This window comes from Pantoea sp. SM3640, from assembly GCF_015654165.1.
Classification (GTDB): Bacteria; Pseudomonadota; Gammaproteobacteria; order Enterobacterales; family Enterobacteriaceae; genus Pantoea; species Pantoea vagans.
This window is the reverse complement of the sequence record NZ_CP064872.1, coordinates 3,951,348-3,969,636: the sequence shown is the minus strand read 5'-3', so window position 1 is coordinate 3,969,636 and position 18,289 is coordinate 3,951,348. Positions and strand designations below refer to the sequence as shown.

Annotated in this window: 20 protein-coding genes; 11 read left to right on the top strand and 9 right to left on the bottom strand. The window is 54.5% G+C overall.

Going from position 1 to position 18,289, the window contains the following annotated elements; translation table 11 throughout:
- Positions 1-78: 78 nt before the first annotated feature.
- Together IV493_RS18355 and cpxP are read right to left on the bottom strand one after the other, a co-directional pair.
- On the bottom strand, positions 79-234 hold the full coding sequence (locus IV493_RS18355) for a general stress protein (RefSeq protein WP_010258211.1): 156 nt from the start codon (positions 232-234) through the stop codon (positions 79-81).
- 455 nt (positions 235-689) lie between these two features.
- The gene (gene cpxP / locus IV493_RS18350) at positions 690-1,199 is read right to left on the bottom strand and encodes a cell-envelope stress modulator CpxP (protein ID WP_013359483.1); all 510 of its coding nucleotides are present in this window, start codon (positions 1,197-1,199) and stop codon (positions 690-692) included.
- Between the two features lie 148 nt (positions 1,200-1,347).
- On the opposite strand from cpxP, the gene cpxR reads away from it, so the two are divergent.
- Genes cpxR through trmL form a run of 3 tightly spaced genes read left to right on the top strand, consistent with a single transcriptional unit; the run spans position 1,348 to position 3,931 of the window.
- Positions 1,348-2,046 (top strand): envelope stress response regulator transcription factor CpxR, encoded by a 699-nt coding sequence (gene cpxR / locus IV493_RS18345; RefSeq protein ID WP_009088062.1) that lies wholly within the window; start codon positions 1,348-1,350, stop codon positions 2,044-2,046.
- Positions 2,043-3,422 carry an envelope stress sensor histidine kinase CpxA gene (gene cpxA, locus IV493_RS18340; RefSeq protein WP_013359484.1) on the top strand — a complete coding sequence of 460 codons (1,380 nt, stop codon included), beginning with the start codon at positions 2,043-2,045 and terminating at the stop codon, positions 3,420-3,422. Before cpxR ends, cpxA begins: the two co-directional genes overlap by 4 nt.
- Before the next feature lie 35 nt (positions 3,423-3,457).
- Positions 3,458-3,931, top strand: a complete 474-nt coding sequence (trmL, locus tag IV493_RS18335) for a tRNA (uridine(34)/cytosine(34)/5-carboxymethylaminomethyluridine(34)-2'-O)-methyltransferase TrmL (RefSeq protein WP_195857562.1) — start codon at positions 3,458-3,460, stop codon at positions 3,929-3,931.
- Here the strand turns inward: trmL and cysE are convergent.
- The 5 genes from cysE to IV493_RS18310 all read right to left on the bottom strand — a co-directional run bounded on the left by cysE (position 3,928) and on the right by IV493_RS18310 (position 7,047).
- Complete coding sequence (gene cysE, locus IV493_RS18330) at positions 3,928-4,749, bottom strand: serine O-acetyltransferase (protein ID WP_013359486.1); 822 nt, start codon at positions 4,747-4,749, stop codon at positions 3,928-3,930. The genes trmL and cysE overlap by 4 nt on opposite strands.
- 67 nt (positions 4,750-4,816) lie before the next feature.
- Complete coding sequence (gpsA, locus tag IV493_RS18325; protein ID WP_195857561.1) at positions 4,817-5,833, bottom strand: NAD(P)H-dependent glycerol-3-phosphate dehydrogenase; 1,017 nt, start codon at positions 5,831-5,833, stop codon at positions 4,817-4,819.
- Complete coding sequence (gene secB, locus IV493_RS18320) at positions 5,833-6,303, bottom strand: protein-export chaperone SecB (RefSeq protein WP_010258229.1); 471 nt, start codon at positions 6,301-6,303, stop codon at positions 5,833-5,835. The genes gpsA and secB overlap by 1 nt, the downstream gene beginning before the upstream one ends.
- A 38-nt stretch (positions 6,304-6,341) precedes the next feature.
- Positions 6,342-6,596 carry a glutaredoxin 3 gene (gene grxC / locus IV493_RS18315; protein ID WP_008926942.1) on the bottom strand — a complete coding sequence of 85 codons (255 nt, stop codon included), beginning with the start codon at positions 6,594-6,596 and terminating at the stop codon, positions 6,342-6,344.
- A 19-nt stretch (positions 6,597-6,615) separates the two neighbouring features.
- Positions 6,616-7,047 (bottom strand): rhodanese-like domain-containing protein, encoded by a 432-nt coding sequence (locus tag IV493_RS18310; RefSeq protein ID WP_013359488.1) that lies wholly within the window; start codon positions 7,045-7,047, stop codon positions 6,616-6,618.
- Positions 7,048-7,299: 252 nt separating this feature from the next.
- Between IV493_RS18310 and envC the strand changes: the two genes are divergently transcribed.
- From envC to IV493_RS18290, 4 genes are all read left to right on the top strand, one after another.
- A complete protein-coding gene (gene envC / locus IV493_RS18305) occupies positions 7,300-8,601 on the top strand; it encodes a murein hydrolase activator EnvC (RefSeq protein ID WP_033784296.1) in 1,302 nt (433 codons plus the stop codon).
- Positions 8,602-8,604: 3 nt separating this feature from the next.
- Positions 8,605-9,507, top strand: coding sequence for a divergent polysaccharide deacetylase family protein (locus IV493_RS18300; protein ID WP_013359490.1), 903 nt, complete (start codon positions 8,605-8,607; stop codon positions 9,505-9,507).
- Between the two features lie 103 nt (positions 9,508-9,610).
- Positions 9,611-10,840, top strand: a complete 1,230-nt coding sequence (locus IV493_RS18295) for a glycosyltransferase (protein WP_013359491.1) — start codon at positions 9,611-9,613, stop codon at positions 10,838-10,840.
- Positions 10,833-11,744, top strand: a complete 912-nt coding sequence (locus IV493_RS18290) for a hypothetical protein (protein ID WP_033784297.1) — start codon at positions 10,833-10,835, stop codon at positions 11,742-11,744. The genes IV493_RS18295 and IV493_RS18290 overlap by 8 nt, the downstream gene beginning before the upstream one ends.
- A 31-nt stretch (positions 11,745-11,775) precedes the next feature.
- On the opposite strand, the gene tdh is transcribed toward IV493_RS18290, so the two are convergent.
- Positions 11,776-12,804, bottom strand: a complete 1,029-nt coding sequence (gene tdh, locus IV493_RS18285) for an L-threonine 3-dehydrogenase (RefSeq protein WP_013359493.1) — start codon at positions 12,802-12,804, stop codon at positions 11,776-11,778.
- A 10-nt stretch (positions 12,805-12,814) separates the two neighbouring features.
- Positions 12,815-14,011 carry a glycine C-acetyltransferase gene (locus tag IV493_RS18280; RefSeq protein WP_195858203.1) on the bottom strand — a complete coding sequence of 399 codons (1,197 nt, stop codon included), beginning with the start codon at positions 14,009-14,011 and terminating at the stop codon, positions 12,815-12,817.
- A 230-nt stretch (positions 14,012-14,241) separates the two neighbouring features.
- Between IV493_RS18280 and rfaD the strand changes: the two genes are divergently transcribed.
- The 4 genes from rfaD to IV493_RS18260 are packed head-to-tail and all read left to right on the top strand — an operon-like array spanning position 14,242 to position 18,285.
- Entirely contained in the window at positions 14,242-15,174 is a 933-nt protein-coding gene (gene rfaD, locus IV493_RS18275) for an ADP-glyceromanno-heptose 6-epimerase (RefSeq protein ID WP_033734492.1), read from the top strand.
- Between the two features lie 17 nt (positions 15,175-15,191).
- On the top strand, positions 15,192-16,247 hold the full coding sequence (gene rfaF / locus IV493_RS18270) for an ADP-heptose--LPS heptosyltransferase RfaF (protein ID WP_013359496.1): 1,056 nt from the start codon (positions 15,192-15,194) through the stop codon (positions 16,245-16,247).
- Positions 16,235-17,212 carry a lipopolysaccharide heptosyltransferase RfaC gene (gene rfaC / locus IV493_RS18265; protein WP_033784300.1) on the top strand — a complete coding sequence of 326 codons (978 nt, stop codon included), beginning with the start codon at positions 16,235-16,237 and terminating at the stop codon, positions 17,210-17,212. Before rfaF ends, rfaC begins: the two co-directional genes overlap by 13 nt.
- The gene (locus IV493_RS18260; RefSeq protein WP_195857560.1) at positions 17,209-18,285 is read left to right on the top strand and encodes a glycosyltransferase family 9 protein; all 1,077 of its coding nucleotides are present in this window, start codon (positions 17,209-17,211) and stop codon (positions 18,283-18,285) included. The genes rfaC and IV493_RS18260 overlap by 4 nt, the downstream gene beginning before the upstream one ends.
- Positions 18,286-18,289: the final 4 nt, after the last annotated feature.

Sequence of the window (18,289 nt, the reverse complement as noted above, 5' to 3'; positions counted from 1 at the left end):
GAGGACGGGGCAAAGTGTCATACACATCAGTGTCAGACCACAGTCATGTGCTGGTCTGGGCTGAGAAAGACGCGGCGATTACTTTTTGCCGCCCTTTTTCCCTGCTTCTGATGCTTTTTCACGATCGTTTTTGAAGTTTCCGCCGCCGCTGCTCTGGCCGCCTTTCTTACCGGCTTCAGACGCTTTTTGCGGATTATCTGCGAAATTACCTGAACCACCACGATGCTCTGCCATAACTTACTCCGTTAATAGATTCATTCAGGACTACATAATGTGGTTGTTGCTCCCTGAGACTTCGCAAAGACACTTAACTTCCCTGCAGTGACAGGATTAAGTGTAGAGGGTGCGCCTGAACCGGCAAGCGTAACGCGGGAAAACCAACACGTTGATAGTTAAGATAAAAGCTTACACCACAAGGTTATAAATCTATCATTTTCAGTGGCTTAAAGTATTTAAATGGCTTTAAGATGCTTACCGGTACGCTTAAATTTACGTTATGGCCTGAATAGTCAATAATCGTCGGGCCTGACAAACAAACGTTAAACAAGCGCTAATAAAATGGAGGTTTTGTTGCGCGGTGATGATTCCAGTCAAATTAAAAAAAGCGAAAAAAAGATAAAAAAAACCCCCACCATCATGGCGGGGGAAGACAGGGATGTGTCTATGGCAAGGAAAACAGGGATACTATGTTACTGGTTACTGCTGGTACTACTCACTGCCTGCAGCGATGACACTGACTGCAGATTCGAAAACTGTCGCAGCTCGTTAAGTCGCCGCTGGTAATTCTTCTGCAACGTGGCCTGCTGGTCCGGCGTTAGCAGTTGAAACATTTGATTCTGTACGCGCGCCATCTCAACCTGCTGTTCAACCTGAACTCTGGCGATGACTTCCGCCTTTGCGCGGATGGCCGCTTCGTTAAACTGGTCTGCAGTCACTAAGTCGTGTAGTGCTGCGATATCGTCAATATGAACGACCGGGCGCTCATGTCGGGCCTGTTGCATCAGGTCCCGCATCTGCTGACGCTGCTCTTCAGTCAGCTCGATACCATCGAACATGTGGCTTTGCGGATTTTGCGTCATACTGCCTGTCGGCAATCCGCCATGATGCATCTCGTCAATCGTCGTCGCATCTTTAGCACCTGCGCTGGCGAGACTCAGAGCCATCGCTGAGGCAAGGACGACGGCGGTTAATTTGCGCATCGTGTACTCCAGTTCGTTCCGTTTTGCGATTCAACGAGAGCCAGTGTACGGCGACAGCTGCAAACATCCGTCAGGGGGTGTAAAACTACGTAAAGCGATAGATAGGTGCGCCAGGAACACGGTATTTTGCCTGCGGAGGGCTACAAAAATGAATAAAATCCTGTTGGTAGATGATGACCGCGAATTAACTTCGCTTTTAAAAGAACTGTTAGAAATGGAAGGGTTTGAAGTGGTGGTAGCCAGCGATGGTGAACAAGCGCTGAACCTGCTCGATAACTCTATTGATTTGCTTTTACTGGATGTCATGATGCCGAAGAAAAACGGTATCGACACCCTGAAAGAACTGCGACAGCAACATCAGACCCCCGTCATCATGCTAACGGCGCGCGGCAGCGAGCTGGATCGCGTACTGGGCCTTGAACTGGGTGCAGATGACTATCTGCCCAAGCCGTTTAACGATCGCGAACTGGTGGCGCGTATCCGCGCTATTCTGCGGCGCTCCAACTGGAGTGAACAGCAGCAGCAACACGACAATAGCTCGCCCACACTGGAAGTGGACTGCCTGCGACTCAATCCTGGCCGTCAGGAAGCGAGTTTTGATGATGTCACGCTGGATCTTACCGGCACGGAGTTCACCCTGCTCTATCTGCTGGCGCAGCACCTGGGCCAGGTTGTATCGCGTGAACATCTGAGTCAGGAAGTGCTGGGCAAGCGCCTGACGCCTTTTGACCGCGCCATTGATATGCACATCTCAAATCTGCGTCGCAAGCTGCCTGAACGCCGTGACGGTCATCCCTGGTTTAAAACCTTACGTGGCCGCGGCTATCTGATGGTTTCGGCATCATGATTGGAAGTCTGACCACCCGTATCTTCGCCATCTTCTGGTTAACGCTGGCGCTGGTGTTGATGCTGGTGCTAATGGTGCCCAAGCTCGATTCACGACAGATGACCTCGCTGCTGGAGAGTGAGCAGCGGCAGGGCATCATGATTGAGCAACACGTCGAAGCTGAGCTGTCACAGGATCCCCCTAACGATCTGATGTGGTGGCGTCGTCTGTTTCGCGCCGTGGAGAAGTGGGCACCGCCGGGTCAGCGGCTGCTGTTAGTGACCAGTGAAGGTCGGGTGATTGGCGCGCAACATAACGAAATGCAGGTTATCCGCAATTTTATCGGCCAGTCTGATAACGCCGATCATCCGCAGAAGAAGAAATATGGTCGTGTTGAGCTGGTAGGGCCTTTTGCCGTCCGGGATGGCGAAGATAACTACCAGCTTTACATGATCCGTCCCGCCAACAGCTCCCAGCTCGATTTCGTCAACCTGCTGTTTGACCGTCCGTTACTGCTGCTTATTGTCACCATGCTCATCAGCTCACCGCTGCTGCTGTGGCTCGCCTGGAGCCTGGCGCGTCCGGCGCGTAAGCTGAAATATGCCGCCGATGAAGTCGCAAGCGGAAACCTGCGTCAGCATCCGGAACTGGAATCGGGCCCACAGGAGTTTCTGGCGGCGGGTTCCAGCTTTAACCAGATGGTCAGTGCGCTGGAGCGGATGATGACCGGTCAGCAACGTCTGCTATCGGATATCAGCCATGAGCTTCGTACCCCGCTTACCCGTCTGCAACTGGCTACCGCGCTGCTGCGTCGGCGTCAGGGCGAAGGTAAAGAGCTGGAGCGGATTGAGATGGAAGCACAGCGTCTTGATGGCATGATCAACGACCTGCTCGTGCTGTCACGCACCCAGCATAAAAATGCACTGGTCAGCGAAGCGATGAAGGCGAATCAGCTGTGGAATGGGGTGCTGGAAGATGCCCGTTTCGAAGCGGAACAGATGGGCAAGAAGATGGATATCCCCTACCCGCCTGGCCCGTGGCCGCTCTATGGCAACCCTCATGCGCTGGAGAGTGCGCTGGAAAATATCGTCCGCAATGCGCTGCGCTATTCACACACGCATATCAGCGTCAGCTTCTCCGTCGATATTTCTGGTATCACGGTACACGTTGATGATGACGGTCCTGGCGTGAGCCCGGAAGATCGCGAACAGATTTTCCGTCCCTTCTATCGTACTGATGAAGCACGCGATCGTGAGTCAGGCGGTACCGGCCTTGGCCTGGCGATTGTCGAAACAGCAGTGCAGCAGCATCGCGGCTGGGTTAAAGCCGATGACAGCCCACTGGGCGGCCTGCGTCTGACCCTCTGGTTGCCACTCTACTCCTCCGGTCGTCAATAATTTGCTATGCTTCGGCCCCTGTCATCGGGGGCCTTATGCTTAACATTGTCTTGTTTGAACCAGAAATTCCGCCAAATACCGGCAATATCATTCGTCTGTGCGCCAATACGGGCTTCCAGCTTCATCTGATTCAGCCGCTCGGCTTCGCGTGGGATGACAAGCGTTTACGTCGCGCCGGACTGGATTACCACGAATTCACGGCCATAAAATTCCATGCTGACTATCAGGCGTTTATTGCCGCGGAGTCGCCTGAACGTCTGTTTGCGCTGACGACCAAAGGAACGCCCGCACACAGTGCCGTCACGTATCAGGCGGACGATTATCTGCTGTTTGGACCTGAGAGCCGTGGACTGCCAGCGGAAATTCTGGCGGCATTACCGGCGCAGCAGAAAATCCGTATCCCGATGAGAGCGGAGAGCCGCAGCATGAATTTATCGAATGCCGTGTCGGTGGTGGTCTATGAAGCGTGGCGCCAGCTGGATTACGCGGGCGCACTGATTAAAGACTAGATGCCGTCGCCAAACTGAAAACCGGCCAGGCTGCCATTGAAGTGCTGATCCATATCCATTGACGGCTTTTCACTGCCTGGCTTGCCGACGATACGCGCAGGTACGCCTGCTGCCGTGGTGTGTGGCGGCACAGGCTGTAACACCACAGAACCCGCGCCGATTTTTGCTCCCCGGCCGACTTCAATGTTGCCCAGCACTTTCGCACCGGCACCAATCATCACCCCTTCGCGGATTTTCGGATGGCGGTCGCCGCTGGTTTTGCCGGTACCGCCCAGCGTCACCGATTGCAGGATCGAGACATCATTCTCAACCACCGCGGTTTCACCAATCACAATGCCGGTGGCATGGTCGAGCATGATGCCGTGGCCTATATTCGCAGCGGGATGAATATCGACAGCAAAGGAGACGGAAATTTCATTCTGCAGATAAACCGCCAGCGCGCGTCGGCCTTCATTCCACAGCCAGTGACCAATACGGTAGGCCTGAAGCGCATGGAACCCTTTGAGATAGAGCAGCGGCGTGGAGTATTTATCGACCGCCGGGTCGCGCTGACGCACCGCCTGAATATCGTAAGCCGCTGACAGTATCATTGACGGATCTTCACGGTAGGCTTCTTCAACGATTTCACGAATGGCGATAGCAGGCATAATCGGGTTTGCCAGCTTGTTGGCCAGCATGTAACTCAGTGCACTACCGAGATTTTCATGCTTGAGCAATGTCGCGTGGAAGAAGCTGGCCAGCATCGGCTCACAATCAGCCAGGGCGCGCGCTTCTGCTTTGATATTATTCCAGACCAGTTCTAACTCATCAGACGACATTGCTGCTTTCTCCCGATAAAAAAAGCGCCTGAATGGCGCTGCAGGTGATGATGCTACGCGTCCTGCGTTAGCTGATGCTGTTTTCGTCCTTCCTTGTTCGTCCCAGCAGGCTCAATGCTGCATCTCTCGCCGGTTTTTCGCAATACAACACCTGATAAATCTGCTCGGTGATCGGCATTTCCACACCAAAACGTGCAGCCAATGCTTTGACTTCTTTGGTGTTTCTGTACCCTTCTACAACTTGTCCGATAATGCGTTGCGCGCTATCTACATCTTCGCCCTGGCCCAGCATCATGCCAAAACGACGATTTCGTGACTGATTATCGGTACAGGTCAGCACCAGATCGCCCAGACCCGCCATACCCATAAAGGTAGTGGAATCGGCACCCAGCGCTGCGCCCAGCCGGCTCATTTCAGCCAGACCACGGGTGATCAGTGCAGTTCGCGCGTTCGCGCCAAAACCAATTCCGTCGGACATACCAGCACCGATAGCAATCACGTTTTTTACCGCGCCGCCCAGCTGTACGCCGATGAAATCAGGATTGTTATAAACGCGGAAGCTTTTACCGCAGTGCAGCTTCTGCTGCAGGTCGTCAGCAAACTGCGCATCCGTGGCGGCCAGCGCGATGGCCGTCGGTAATCCTGCCGCCAGCTCTTTCGCAAAGGTCGGCCCGGAGATCACGGCCAGCGGAATGGCATCGCCTACGATTTCACGTGCCACGTCCTGCAACAGACGGCCCGTCTCTTTTTCCAGCCCTTTGGTCGCCCAGACAATACGCGAGTCTGGCCGCAGATGAGGTTTAATCTGCTGCAGCACATCGCCAAACACATGACTCGGCACCACGATTAATAAATCGCGGCTGGCGGCAATGGTTTTGGTCAGATCAGGCTCAAGGGAGAGGTTATCGGGGAACGGGACATCGGGCAGGAAAGCAGTGTTGCAGCGGTCAGTCTGAAGTTGCGCCAGATGCGCCGGGTTATGTCCCCACAACAGCACCGGGTGGCCGTTACGGGCCAGCGTAATCGCCAAAGCGGTGCCGTAGGAACCGGCACCGATGACGCTAATCGAAGCGTGAGTTGTCATCAGGCATCCTGATGTGGTTCAGCACCTTCTTCACCTTGTTGCTGCTGCAGGTAGTTCATGAACAGCGCATCAAAGTTAACCGGTGCCAGGTTCAGCTGCGGGAAGGTACCACGGGATACCAGGCTGGTAATGCATTCGCGTGCGTATGGGAACAGAATGTTCGGGCAGTATGCGCCCAGGCAATGTGCCATCTGCGTTCCTTCGATACCGCTGATGGTGAAAATACCGGCCTGCTGAACTTCACACAGGAAAGCGGTCTCTTCGCCCACAGTTGCGGTTACAGTCACACGAAGTACCACTTCGTAAACTTCGTCAGCCAGCTGAGAAGATGCAGTATCCAGGTCCAGCTTAACGTCCGGTTCCCACTCTTTCTGGAAAACCTGCGGGGCATTTGGCGCTTCAAAGGAGATATCTTTAGTGAATACGCGCTGAATCTGGAACTGCATTTCGTTGGTGTTGTGTTCTGACATGTGACCAAATCCTATATATGAGGTTGTCCGGCGTAAAATTACGCCTGCAGTAAGGGATCTAAACCTTCGCGATTATCGAGTGCGAATAAGTCATCGCAGCCGCCAATGTGCTGCGCATCAATAAAAATCTGAGGCACGGTGGTACGACCGCTACGCTTGATCATCTCTTCGCGCTTCGCCATATCGCCATCAATGGGGATTTCCTGAAACGAAACACCTTTTTGCGTTAACAGCGCCTTCGCACGATGGCAGTAAGGACAGGTGGCCTTGGTATACATTTCAACATTTGCCATGATCAGCACCTCTGTAAGATTATTTACCGCGAACTAACGGCAGATTTTCGCCGCTCCAGCCACTGATACCCTCTTTCAGCACTGAAACCTGCTCAAAGCCTGCCGCGCTTAGATGTGCAGCAGAATCGCCTGCGCTTTGTCCGGTTGCACACACCACAATTATGGGCTGCGCTTTATGCTTTGCCAGTTCGTCGAGGTTGCCTTTTTTAATCTCAGCGGCTGCCACATTCAGCGCACCTGAAATATGCCCCCTGCGGAAATCGTCGCGCGAACGCACGTCTACTACTACCGCGTCCTCTTTATTAATCAGGCGGGTGGCTTCACCGCGGCTGATCGTTTTTACCTTAGAGAACATTCCTTTAACGGTAGTCACAATCACCATAACGAGTAAAACGACCCATGCCAGACTCAGGATGGGGTGATTGCTTGCAAACTGCATAATTTCTTGCATGAGGGGTAACGACTCCAGACCGGGCTAATAAGCTAAAACAAGGGTTCTGAGTATACCTGCGCCACTTCGCATGTACAGATGCTATGCGGCCAGAGTATCGATTTGTGCTCCATTTTCCAAAAAAAGTGGCTGAAAGGCAAAAATGGCGTAAGGGTTAATCCATGTCATGGCGAAAGTGGACATAACTGGAAAAGCAAATGCCCGCTGGCAGCACTGGTAAGCGGCGGTTCATCGTGGAATAATCATTGGCCTATGAAGGGAAAAACAACCGTTTCGCACACAAGGACCCGTCCCAACGGCGATAACCTGCCGTTGTTCACACACCTGTCCAGCCTCTCCCTTAGTCTGCTTTGTGCGGGAGCACTGTTGTTGCCTGCCGTTGTTCACAGTGCAGAAGACAGTAAATCTCAGTTGCAATCCATTCAGCAAAACATTGCTGCAAAAGAGAAAAGCGTTAAAGCGCAGAAATTGCAGCGCAGCAAACTGCTGGATCAGTTGCAGAGCCAGGAAAAGATCATTGCTCAGGCAAGTCGTCAGCTGCGAGATACCCGCAATAGTCTCACTGCCCTGAATGATGAGATGAAACAACTCGCCACCTCCATCGCCCGGCTTGAAAAACAGCAAACCCGCCAGGAAAACCTGCTTTCTGAGCAACTTGATGCGGCATTTCGTCAGGGTCAGCACAGCGGCGTGCAGCTTCTGATGGGCGGTGAAGAGAGCCAGCGCAGTGAGCGTATTCTGGCCTATTTCGGCTATCTGAACGCTGCCCGCCAGAAAAGTATCGAATCGCTGCAAAAAACGCGACAGGATTTAGACCAGCAACGCGCCTCGCTGGAGCAGAAGCAGCAGCAGCAGAAAGAGTTATTAGCGCAGCAGCAGGGGCAGCAGCAGAAGCTACAACAGGCGAGCGACGCGCGTAAAAAGACCCTGACGTCACTGGAAAGCGCGCTGGAAAAAGATCAGGCCGATCTGGTCGAGATGCGCCAGAACGAAAGCCGTCTGCAGGATAAGATCGCCCGGGCGGAACGTGAGGCGCGCGAGCGCGCAGCTCGTGAAGCGCGCGAGGCGGAAAAAGTGCGTCAGCGTCAGGCGCAGGCGAAAGCCAAAGGCTCCAGCTATCAGCCGACTCAGAGCGAACGTGAACTGGTAGCCCGCACGGGTGGACTGGGGCGCGCGGGCGGACAGGCGTTGTGGCCGGTGCGCGGACGCATTGAACATCGCTTTGGTGAACAGCTGCAGGGTGAACTGCGCTGGAAAGGACTGGTGATTGATGCGCGGGAAGGCACCGAGGTGAAAGCGATTGCCGATGGTCGTGTGCTGATGGCCGACTGGTTGCAGGGCTACGGTCTGGTGGTGGTGCTGGAGCACGGCAAAGGTGATATGAGCCTGTATGGCTACAACCAAAGTGCGCTGGTGAGCGTGGGTACGCAGGTGAAGGCAGGACAGCCTATCGCACTGGTGGGCACCAGTGGTGGCCGCGGTACCCCGTCGCTCTATTTTGAAATCCGACGTCAGGGACAGGCCGTCAATCCACTCCCGTGGTTAGGAAAATAAGTTTTGCTGCAACGTCGAAAAATCTCCGTTCTGTTGAGCGCCTTACTGTTCAGCTATGCTGCACAGGCGGGCAAACTGGCCATTGTCATCGATGATGTCGGCTATCGCCCTGCCGAAGAGAACAAAGTCCTGCAGATGCCGCAGGCCATTTCAGTGGCGGTCTTGCCCAACGCACCCCATGCGCATGAGATGGCGACTAAAGCACATCAGAGTGGTCATGAAGTCCTGATCCATCTGCCGATGGCGCCGCTCAGCAAACAGCCGCTGGAAAAAGATACCTTAACGCCGGAGATGAGCAGTGAAGAGGTTACCCGCATCATGCGTAATGCGGTTAACAACGTGCCTTATGCCGTCGGTCTGAACAACCATATGGGCAGCAGGATGACCTCAAGCCTGCCCGGCATGCAGAAAGTGATGCAGGCGCTGAACCACTACAATCTCTACTTCCTGGATAGCATGACCATCGCTAACAGTCAGGCGATACCTGCCGCGCAGGGTACCCAGGTCAAGGTGTTAAAACGCCGGGTATTCCTTGATGACAGCCAGGATATTAACGCCATTCGCCAGCAGTTCAGCCGGGCGGTGAAGCTGGCGCAGCGCGACGGTTATGCGATTGCCATTGGCCATCCCCATCCGACTACCGTTCGGGTGCTGCAGCAGATGTTACCCACGCTGCCAGCCGACATTACGCTGGTTCGCCCCAGCCAGCTGCTGAACGAATCACTGCGAAGCGGCTCACCGACGCCTGCCGCTCCGGCAAAACCGGTGCCACCACGCTTCCAACCTGCCGGCCTGTGTAAAGCGAAACAGCCACTGGCACCGGTTCCGGCGACCCGAGCCTTAGCGGTAATCGCTGAAAGTGTGAATCACAGCCCACTGTTTACCACGCTAAAAAATCTCTTCTGATTTGCTATGAATGCTAAGTCTCAGGCTTAGCGTTCATTTATACGCAGAAATTACTATAATCCAGGGTCGGACAATAACGGGCTGTGCGGAAACAGTGATAGGGATGACGATAAATAAACAAAAAATCCTGCTGCTGGATAACGGCAGAGAGTGGGGCGGCGGCACCAACAGTATGCTGGAGCTGCTGAAACGTATCGATCGTCAAAAATTTGATATCACCTGCTGCTTCTACCACAACTACAGCCGTGGTAACGACGAAACGATTGAGGCCACGCTGAATGCGCTGGCCATTCCGGTCTTTTTTATTCCGCAAATCAAACAGCCACGCTGGGCAAAACTTGTTAAAGAAGCCGTGCGGGCGCTGCTGTTTTTCAACAAAAAGCTTAAGAAGCGTGTTATCGACGAGATTGATACGCGCTGGCGAATTATGCCTAATGCCAGCAAAATTAATTCCCTGCTGCAGTTGGGTAACTTCGACACGCTCTATATGAATAACCAGCCCAGTACTAATGTGGAAGGTTATCTGGCCGCGCGCAGCCTTGACGTTGCGGTGGTTCAACACTGCCGTATCGATCCGGTTCTGGAACCGCGGCTGGTCAGCATGGTGAATCAGGATTGCCAGGCTGTGATTGCCGTATCTCAGGGCGTCAATAACACCCTGCGTCGCCATGGTATCGATGCGGAACGCTGTTTTACCGTCAGTAATGCCATCGACGTTCACCAGACTCTGCCCGACCGCCTTGAAGTCCGCCAGCGTTTCAAACTCTCCCCTTCGACCTTCGTATTTGGCACTATCGGCTCTCTGATATTGCGCAAATCTAATCACCATATCCTGCAGGCGCTGGGCCGTTTTAAACGCGCCAATCCCGATGCAGACTGGCGGATGGTGATTGTCGGCGCAGGTCCGGAACTTCAGCATCTGCTGCAACTTGCGACTGCAGAGAACATCCAGCATCACGTGGTTTTTACGGGCTTTCAGAACAATGCTCTCGATTACCTCACGGCTTTTGATGCGTTTATTCTGGCCTCACGCAGTGAAGGCTTACCCCGGGTTGTGCTGGAGGCGATGCTGGTAAATACCGCCGTTGTGGGCTCCCGTGTGGTCGGCACTGCCGAATTGATCAGTCATGACGAAACCGGGCTGCTGTTTGATTATGGCAACGTGGTACAACTGACCCAGCACCTGACCGCACTATGGCAGGATGCGGATTTGCGTCAACGCCTGATCAATGCGGCAGCGAAACGCGTACGTGAACAGTACGCCATTGAAACCTATATCAGCGGCGTCGAGAATATTCTGCAAAGCGTCGCCAAAAAGAAACCTCATGCTTAATTTTTTAAATCCCCGTTACCGCCATATCAGAGCGCGCCATAACCTGCCTTATTCGCAAAAAGAGGTTCAGGGCACTGTGCCGGTCACGTCTGTCGTGATCCCCTGCACCGGCGCGGACTATATTGAAGAGGCTTTGCTAAGTGCCGATTTTGCGGCACGTTTCGCGACGGAGGCAAAAGAGGTCGTGATTGTCAGCGATCAGCCAGCGCACGCCTTTGGTAACCTGCCCGCTAAAACCCGCGTGGCGACGCTGGATGTGCCGCACCGGGAAGAGAGTTATCGCTATAAGCAGATCTATCGCAGTCGTTTGATCAAATTGCAGGCGCCCTTGCAGGCAGAAGGCGACGGTATTCTGATGATCGATTCCGACCTCAATCTGCTTAAGATGCCGCAGATCATGATGAAGCCGGACCATCTTTATTCCAGCTTCCGTCAGGGGAAAATGATTGCCAAGCTGGACGGTGCGCCGCAAGAGGCGATTCCCGCCTACTATCCGCACAGTATCCGGCCTTATCTGGTGGACCACGTGAATGGCGCTTACCTGGCTGCCACCCGTGAAGTCTGGCAGCGTATTTCGCCACTGTGGCTGACACTGTTTAATGACACCTGGAATTTAATGAACGACAGCCAGCCGCCGACCGATCAGCTGCCGCTCGCGGTGTTGCTGGATATGCTGGATATTAAAACCGTCAATCTGGGCGAATGGGCTAACTGGCCGGTCTCCAAGAAAATCGGTGGTCAGTCAGCAGTCATCCCGCCGGAAGTGGTTGGCGCGCATGGCGGCTTTCCGCTGTCGGAATGGCAAAAATACCTTGCTGACCCGCAGCAGCCGCTGAACTTCAAAGGCCAGGACTACACGCGCAAAGTGCGCTACCTGACCGACGAAGAGAAGAAGCAAAGCTAATCCTGCGGCCGCCGTGCCAGCGGCCGTTGTTTTAATCCCAGCTTAGTATCACTTTCCCCGAGCGTCCTGAACGCATCTCATCAAAGCCCTGCTGGAAATCGTCGATACCGTAGCGATGCGTAATGACCGGCGTTAAATCGAGACCGGACTGAATCAGCGCCGCCATTTTGTACCAGGTTTCAAACATCTCACGGCCATAAATGCCTTTGATAAAAAGCCCCTTGAAGATCACCTGATTCCAGTCGATCGCCATTTCACCCGGCGGGATACCCAGCAGTGCGATCCGCCCACCGTGATTCATCACCTCCAGCAGTGAACGGAAGGCAGGAGGCGCGCCCGACATCTCCAGTCCGACATCAAATCCTTCCGTCATCCCCAGCGAGTGCATCACGTCCCGCAGATCTTCATTCGCCACATTGACCGCACGTGTGACGCCCATTTTCCGCGCCAGTGCCAGGCGATACTCATTGATGTCCGTGATCACCACATTGCGTGCGCCGACGTGGCGACAGACTGCAGCGGCCATGATGCCGATTGGACCTGCACCCGAGATCAGGACATCCTCGCCGACCAGGTCGAACGAGAGAGCGGTATGCACTGCGTTGCCGAACGGATCAAAGATTGCCGCCAGTTCATCGGAAATATTGTCGGGAATTTTAAATGCATTAAAGGCGGGGATGACAAGATACTCCGCAAAGCAGCCCTGACGGTTAACGCCCACACCCATCGTGTTACGGCATAAATGAGTGCGTCCGGCGCGGCAGTTGCGACAGTGTCCACAGGTAATGTGCCCCTCGCCCGAAACCCGATCTCCAATCGTAAAGCCTTTCACTTCCTGTCCAATCGCGACCACTTCACCTACATACTCATGCCCGACAATCATCGGCACCGGAATGGTTTTGCGCGACCAGTCATCCCAGTTGTAGATATGAACATCGGTGCCGCAGATGGCGGTTTTACGGATCTTAATCAGCAGATCGTTATGCCCTGGCTCAGGAACCGGGGCATCGGTCACCATCCAGATGCCCGCTTCCTTCTTCAGTTTGGCGAGTGCTTTCATGACGGACTCCTCAGGCGATGACGCCCAGTTGTTTGCCGATGCGGGTAAAGGCTGCCACCGCACGCTCCAGCTGTTGCTGGGTGTGCGCCGCAGAGATCTGGGTGCGGATGCGTGCCTGACCTTTTGGCACCACCGGATAGAAGAAACCGGTCACGTAGATGCCTTCCTGTTGCAGCAGGCGGGCAAACTCCTGGGCAACACTGGCTTCACCCAGCATCACCGGGATAATGGCGTGATCGGCCCCCGCCAGCGTAAAGCCTGCCGCCGTCATCTGCTCGCGAAAGTAACGGGCGTTGTCCCACAGACGCTGACGCAGTCCGTCACCTTCACTGAGCAGATCCAGCACCCGCAGCGAGGCGGCCACAATGGCCGGCGCCAGCGAGTTAGAGAACAGATAGGGACGGGAACGCTGACGCAGCCACTCCACCACTTCGGCCTTTGCTGCGGTGTAGCCACCGGACGCACCGCCGAGTGCTTTCCCGAGCGTGCCGGTAATGATGTCGACCCTGCCCATGACGTCGCAATATTCATGGGTGCCGCGTCCGGCGTTCCCGACAAAACCCACCGCATGGGAATCATCTACCATCACCAGCGCGGAGAATTCATCGGCCAGATCGCAGATGGCGGGCAGATTTGCAATCACCCCATCCATTGAGAAGACGCCATCGGTGGCGATCAGGATATGACGGGCACCTTTATCGCGTGCTTCCTGCAGACAGATCCGCAGCTCTGCCATGTCATTATTGGCATAGCGATAACGCTGCGCTTTGCACAGCCGGACGCCGTCGATAATGGAGGCATGATTCAGCGCATCCGAGATCACCGCATCCTGCGCACCAAGCAGGGTTTCGAACAGACCGCCGTTGGCGTCGAAGCAGGAGGAGTAGAGAATGGCATCCTCCATCCCGAGAAACGCTGCCAGCCGCTTTTCCAGCTGCTTATGGCTGTCCTGCGTGCCGCAGATAAAGCGCACCGACGCCATGCCGAAACCATGCGAATCCATTCCCTCTTTCGCCGCCTGAATCAGCGCCGGATGGTTCGCTAAACCTAAGTAGTTATTGGCGCAGAAGTTAATCACTGCCGGATCGCTGCCAACCGCGATTTCCGTCTGCTGAGCAGAGGTGATGATCCGCTCCTGTTTAAACAGTCCTTCCTGACGTGCATCATCAAGTTGCTGACGAAGTTGTTGATAAAATTGCGCAGGCATCATTGCTCTCCTCAGATGGCAAAAATCTGGCATATCTTACTGAACAGGCCGCTTCTTCACGATAAATCGCCCAACAGAATGTCATTTTTGCAGCATAGTTCACGCCACGACGATGTACGCGTAACGCGTTACAGAGTCATCTGGCTGTCTGCACCCTGATGAAATGTTATGATGTGAGGTATTCGTGTGTGAAACCTCCTGTTTCACCCCACAACGTTGAAGGTAACAACATGATTATCGTAACTGGCGGCGCAGGAATGATTGGCAGCAACATCGTCAAAGCGCTGAACGATCGCGGTCACACCGACATTCTGGTGGTGGATAATCTGAAGGATGGCACCAAGTTTGCCAATTTAGTCGACCTGGATATTGTCGATTACATGGACAAAGAAGAGTTCCTGATGAGCGTGATCGCGGGCGATGATTTAGGCCCGATCGAAGCGGTCTTCCATCAGGGCGCCTGCTCCTCCACCACTGAGTGGGATGGCAAGTACATGATGGAAAACAACTATCAGTACTCCAAAGAGTTGCTTCACTTCTGTCTTGAGCGCGAGATCCCGTTCCTCTACGCCTCTTCTGCTGCGACCTACGGCGGACGCAACGAGAATTTCATTGAAGAGCGCCAGTATGAGCAGCCGCTGAATGTCTATGGCTACTCCAAGATGCTGTTCGACCACTACGTCCGTCAGATGCTGCCGGAAGCGAACTCGCCGGTGTGCGGCTTCCGCTATTTCAACGTCTACGGCCCGCGCGAAGGCCACAAAGGCAGCATGGCCAGCGTTGCCTTCCATCTGAACACGCAGATCAGCAACGATGAAAATCCAAAACTGTTTGAAGGCAGCGATGGCTTTAAACGTGATTTCATCCACGTTGATGATGTGGCAGAAGTGAATCTGTGGTGCTGGGAAAATGGCGTCTCCGGAATCTATAACTGTGGTACAGGCCGCGCCGAATCCTTCCAGGAAGTGGCTGATGCGGTTCTGAAATTCCATCAAAAAGGTCAGATCGAGTACATCCCGTTCCCGGAAAAACTCAAAGGACGCTATCAGGCTTATACCCAGGCCGATCTCACTAAATTGCGTGCTGCCGGTTACGACAAGCCCTTTAAAACGGTGGCGCAGGGCGTCGCTGAATATATGGTCTGGCTGAACCGCAACGCATAAAGGAAGCTGCTCCGGCGATGAAAATTCTGGTAATCGGCCCGTCGTGGGTCGGCGATATGATGATGTCGCAAAGTCTCTATCGCACACTCAAGGCCGAACATCCGGATGCAGTGATTGATGTGATGGCACCGGCATGGTGCCGTCCGTTGCTGTCACGCATGCCGGAGGTGAATCAGGCGCTGGCGATGCCGCTCGGGCATGGCGCACTGGAGATTGGTGAGCGTCGCCGGCTGGGGAAAGTGCTGCGCGCCAGTCACTACGACCGTGCTTATGTGCTGCCTAACTCCTTTAAGTCGGCGCTGGTCCCCTTCTTTGCCGGAATAAAACGCCGCGTCGGCTGGCGCGGTGAAATGCGCTATGGCCTGCTGAACGATTTGCGGGTGCTGGATAAAACCGCGTTTCCACTCATGGTTGAGCGCTACGTTGCGCTGGGCTACGACACACCGGTTGCCTCGGCGGCGCAGCTGCCACAGCCGCTGTTGTGGCCAAAGCTGCAGGTTGAAGAGCAGGAAAAGATTGAAACCGCCGCACAGTTTCAGCTGGCGGCAACCCGTCCGATCATCGGTTTTTGTCCGGGTGCCGAATTTGGTCCGGCCAAACGCTGGCCGCACTATCACTACGCCACGCTGGCCCGTCAGTTGATTGCTGAAGGCTTCCAGATTGTGCTGTTTGGCTCCGCCAAAGATCGCCCGACCGGCGACGAGATTATCGCTGCGCTGCCAGAAGATGCACGCGGCCACTGCCGTAATCTGGCCGGTGAAACCCAGCTGGAGCAGGCAGTGATTCTGCTGGCGCAATGCCGGGCCGTGGTCAGTAACGATTCCGGCCTGATGCATATTGCTGCGGCGCTGGACCGTCCGCTGGTGGCGCTCTATGGGCCGAGCAGCCCTGACTTTACGCCGCCGCTTGCAAAACAGGCGCGTATTATTCGCCTGATTACCGGCTATCACAAAGTGCGTAAAGGCGATGCCGACCAGGGCTATCACCAGAGCCTGATCGATATTCAGCCTGAGCGCGTACATCAGACGCTGAGCGAACTGCTCGCACCACAGGAGGTGCCATGCACGTCCTGATTGTTAAAACCTCTTCAATGGGCGATGTACTGCATTCACTGCCGGCACTGACCGATGCGATGCATGCTATCCCCGGCATCCGTTTCGACTGGGTGGTGGAAGAGAACTTCGCGCAGATCCCTGGCTGGCATCCTGCGGTCGATAAGGTGTTACCGGTCGCAATCCGCCGCTGGCGCAAACACTGGTTTGGCAGTCAGCAGCGTGAAGAGCGTGTGCTGTTTAAGCGCGCGTTACAGTCGCGTGAGTACGATGTCGTCATTGATGCGCAGGGGCTAATCAAAAGTGCCGCGCTGGTTACCCGCTTATCGAAAGGGGTAAAGCACGGGCAGGACAGCCGTAGCGCGCGTGAGCCGTTTGCCAGCTGGTGGTATGACGTCCGCCATGAAGTCAGTAAGCGACAACACGCGGTTGAGCGAACGCGTGAACTGTTCGCCAAAAGCCTGGGCTATGAAAAGCCGCAAAGTCAGGGTGACTACGCGATTGCCGGACACTTTCTGCATCATCTGTCCGCTGACGCACATCATTATCTGGTCTTTCTGCATGCCACGACACGTGACAACAAGCACTGGCCGGAATCCCACTGGCGTCAGCTGATTGAGCTGGTGCAGCCCAGCGGTCTGCGGGTGAAACTGCCCTGGGGTGCAGAACATGAGCATCAACGCGCCTTGCGTCTTGCTGAAGGATTTGAACATGTCGAGGTGCTGCCTAAGCTGACGCTGGAAGCGATAGCCCAACAGCTGGCGGGCGCACGGGCGGTGGTCTCGGTCGATACCGGATTAAGTCACCTGACGGCGGCACTGGATCGTCCCAACCTCACGCTGTATGGCCCGACCGATCCTGGTTTGATTGGTGGTTATGGGCAGAACCAACAGGCACTGAGCGCCCCGAATCATAATCTGGCGGAGCTGACTGCTGACGCGGTGGCAGAAAAACTTCAGGCCGTTATCAGGGAAAATACGCCATGAACTATGTGCTGATCTATCTGCTGCTGGTGCCTTTGCGGACGGTAATGCGGCTGTTTTACCGTCCAACCGGACGCAGCTTAATCATTCAGACGGCAAAGATTGGTGATTTCATCAATATCACCCCGATGCTGCGCGCCCTGGGCCAGTCTGAACTGCTGATCAGCAAGGCGGTCGAGCCGCTGGTGCGTTACGATGACACGGTCAGCCGTTACTTTCTGATTGAAGATGCTAAACGCAGCTTTTTTGCCAAACTGAAGCTCGCGTTCACGCTGATGAACCGTTATGACAACGTCTATCTGGTGCAGCCCAACAGCGTGAACCTGTTTTTCGCCGCGTTATGTAACGCACCGAACAAGCAGTTTCTGCGCACCTATGTGCTTAAGTCCTATCATGCAACCTTCTATCGCAGCGCCAGCGGCATTGTCGACCATAGCAAAACGGATTTAACGCTCGACAGTTATCTGAAGCTGATTAACCGTGACTACCGCTATACCGATTTTCCCAAACATGCGACCTCGCCGCTCTTGCAGCCGGCTGAGCCGCCCGCCGCGCTGCGTAATCCGTGCAGCGGTATTAAAATAGGTATCAGTATTTCTGCCGGTAATCGGGCCAAAACCATTCCTGCCAGCATCTGGCAGCAGCTGATGGCGGCGCTGGCTGAGTTGCCCTGTACCTTTTATGTCTTTGGCCCACCGGCTGAGCAACCGTGGCTGGATGAGTTACTGAGCCTGACCGGCCCCAAAGAGAATATCGTCAGCCTGATTGGTGAGCTGAAACTGGAAGAGGTTCCCTGGGCCATTGCGCAGATGGATTTCTATATCGCCTCTGATTCTGGCAATGCGTATATTGCTGATGCCCAGCAGATTCCGGTGATCATGCTTTACGGGCCGTGTGAAGTCAGGGAGCAGCGTCCGGTCAATAACGTGTTGTTTATCGGACCCGATAATATTGCGGCCTCGACGTTCGTTTTTGCTACCCGTTTTAAGTTTGATCAGCCCGCTGAAAAATTATTCGGGCTGGATCGCGATAAACTGACTAGAATACAAACGTTTATTACTCATAATCTGGAATAGTAAA

What these genes read in the sequence shown, in the direction of transcription:
- IV493_RS18355 (WP_010258211.1), bottom strand. Translation starts at nt 234, where the DNA reads ATGGCAGAGCATCGTGGTGGTTCAGGTAATTTCGCAGATAATCCGCAA.
- cpxP (WP_013359483.1), bottom strand. Translation starts at nt 1,199, where the DNA reads ATGCGCAAATTAACCGCCGTCGTCCTTGCCTCAGCGATGGCTCTGAGT.
- cpxR (WP_009088062.1), top strand. Translation starts at nt 1,348, where the DNA reads ATGAATAAAATCCTGTTGGTAGATGATGACCGCGAATTAACTTCGCTT.
- cpxA (WP_013359484.1), top strand. Translation starts at nt 2,043, where the DNA reads ATGATTGGAAGTCTGACCACCCGTATCTTCGCCATCTTCTGGTTAACG.
- trmL (WP_195857562.1), top strand. Translation starts at nt 3,458, where the DNA reads ATGCTTAACATTGTCTTGTTTGAACCAGAAATTCCGCCAAATACCGGC.
- cysE (WP_013359486.1), bottom strand. Translation starts at nt 4,749, where the DNA reads ATGTCGTCTGATGAGTTAGAACTGGTCTGGAATAATATCAAAGCAGAA.
- gpsA (WP_195857561.1), bottom strand. Translation starts at nt 5,833, where the DNA reads ATGACAACTCACGCTTCGATTAGCGTCATCGGTGCCGGTTCCTACGGC.
- secB (WP_010258229.1), bottom strand. Translation starts at nt 6,303, where the DNA reads ATGTCAGAACACAACACCAACGAAATGCAGTTCCAGATTCAGCGCGTA.
- grxC (WP_008926942.1), bottom strand. Translation starts at nt 6,596, where the DNA reads ATGGCAAATGTTGAAATGTATACCAAGGCCACCTGTCCTTACTGCCAT.
- IV493_RS18310 (WP_013359488.1), bottom strand. Translation starts at nt 7,047, where the DNA reads ATGCAAGAAATTATGCAGTTTGCAAGCAATCACCCCATCCTGAGTCTG.
- envC (WP_033784296.1), top strand. Translation starts at nt 7,300, where the DNA reads ATGAAGGGAAAAACAACCGTTTCGCACACAAGGACCCGTCCCAACGGC.
- IV493_RS18295 (WP_013359491.1), top strand. Translation starts at nt 9,611, where the DNA reads ATGACGATAAATAAACAAAAAATCCTGCTGCTGGATAACGGCAGAGAG.
- IV493_RS18290 (WP_033784297.1), top strand. Translation starts at nt 10,833, where the DNA reads ATGCTTAATTTTTTAAATCCCCGTTACCGCCATATCAGAGCGCGCCAT.
- tdh (WP_013359493.1), bottom strand. Translation starts at nt 12,804, where the DNA reads ATGAAAGCACTCGCCAAACTGAAGAAGGAAGCGGGCATCTGGATGGTG.
- IV493_RS18280 (WP_195858203.1), bottom strand. Translation starts at nt 14,011, where the DNA reads ATGCCTGCGCAATTTTATCAACAACTTCGTCAGCAACTTGATGATGCA.
- rfaD (WP_033734492.1), top strand. Translation starts at nt 14,242, where the DNA reads ATGATTATCGTAACTGGCGGCGCAGGAATGATTGGCAGCAACATCGTC.
- rfaF (WP_013359496.1), top strand. Translation starts at nt 15,192, where the DNA reads ATGAAAATTCTGGTAATCGGCCCGTCGTGGGTCGGCGATATGATGATG.
- rfaC (WP_033784300.1), top strand. Translation starts at nt 16,235, where the DNA reads ATGCACGTCCTGATTGTTAAAACCTCTTCAATGGGCGATGTACTGCAT.
- IV493_RS18260 (WP_195857560.1), top strand. Translation starts at nt 17,209, where the DNA reads ATGAACTATGTGCTGATCTATCTGCTGCTGGTGCCTTTGCGGACGGTA.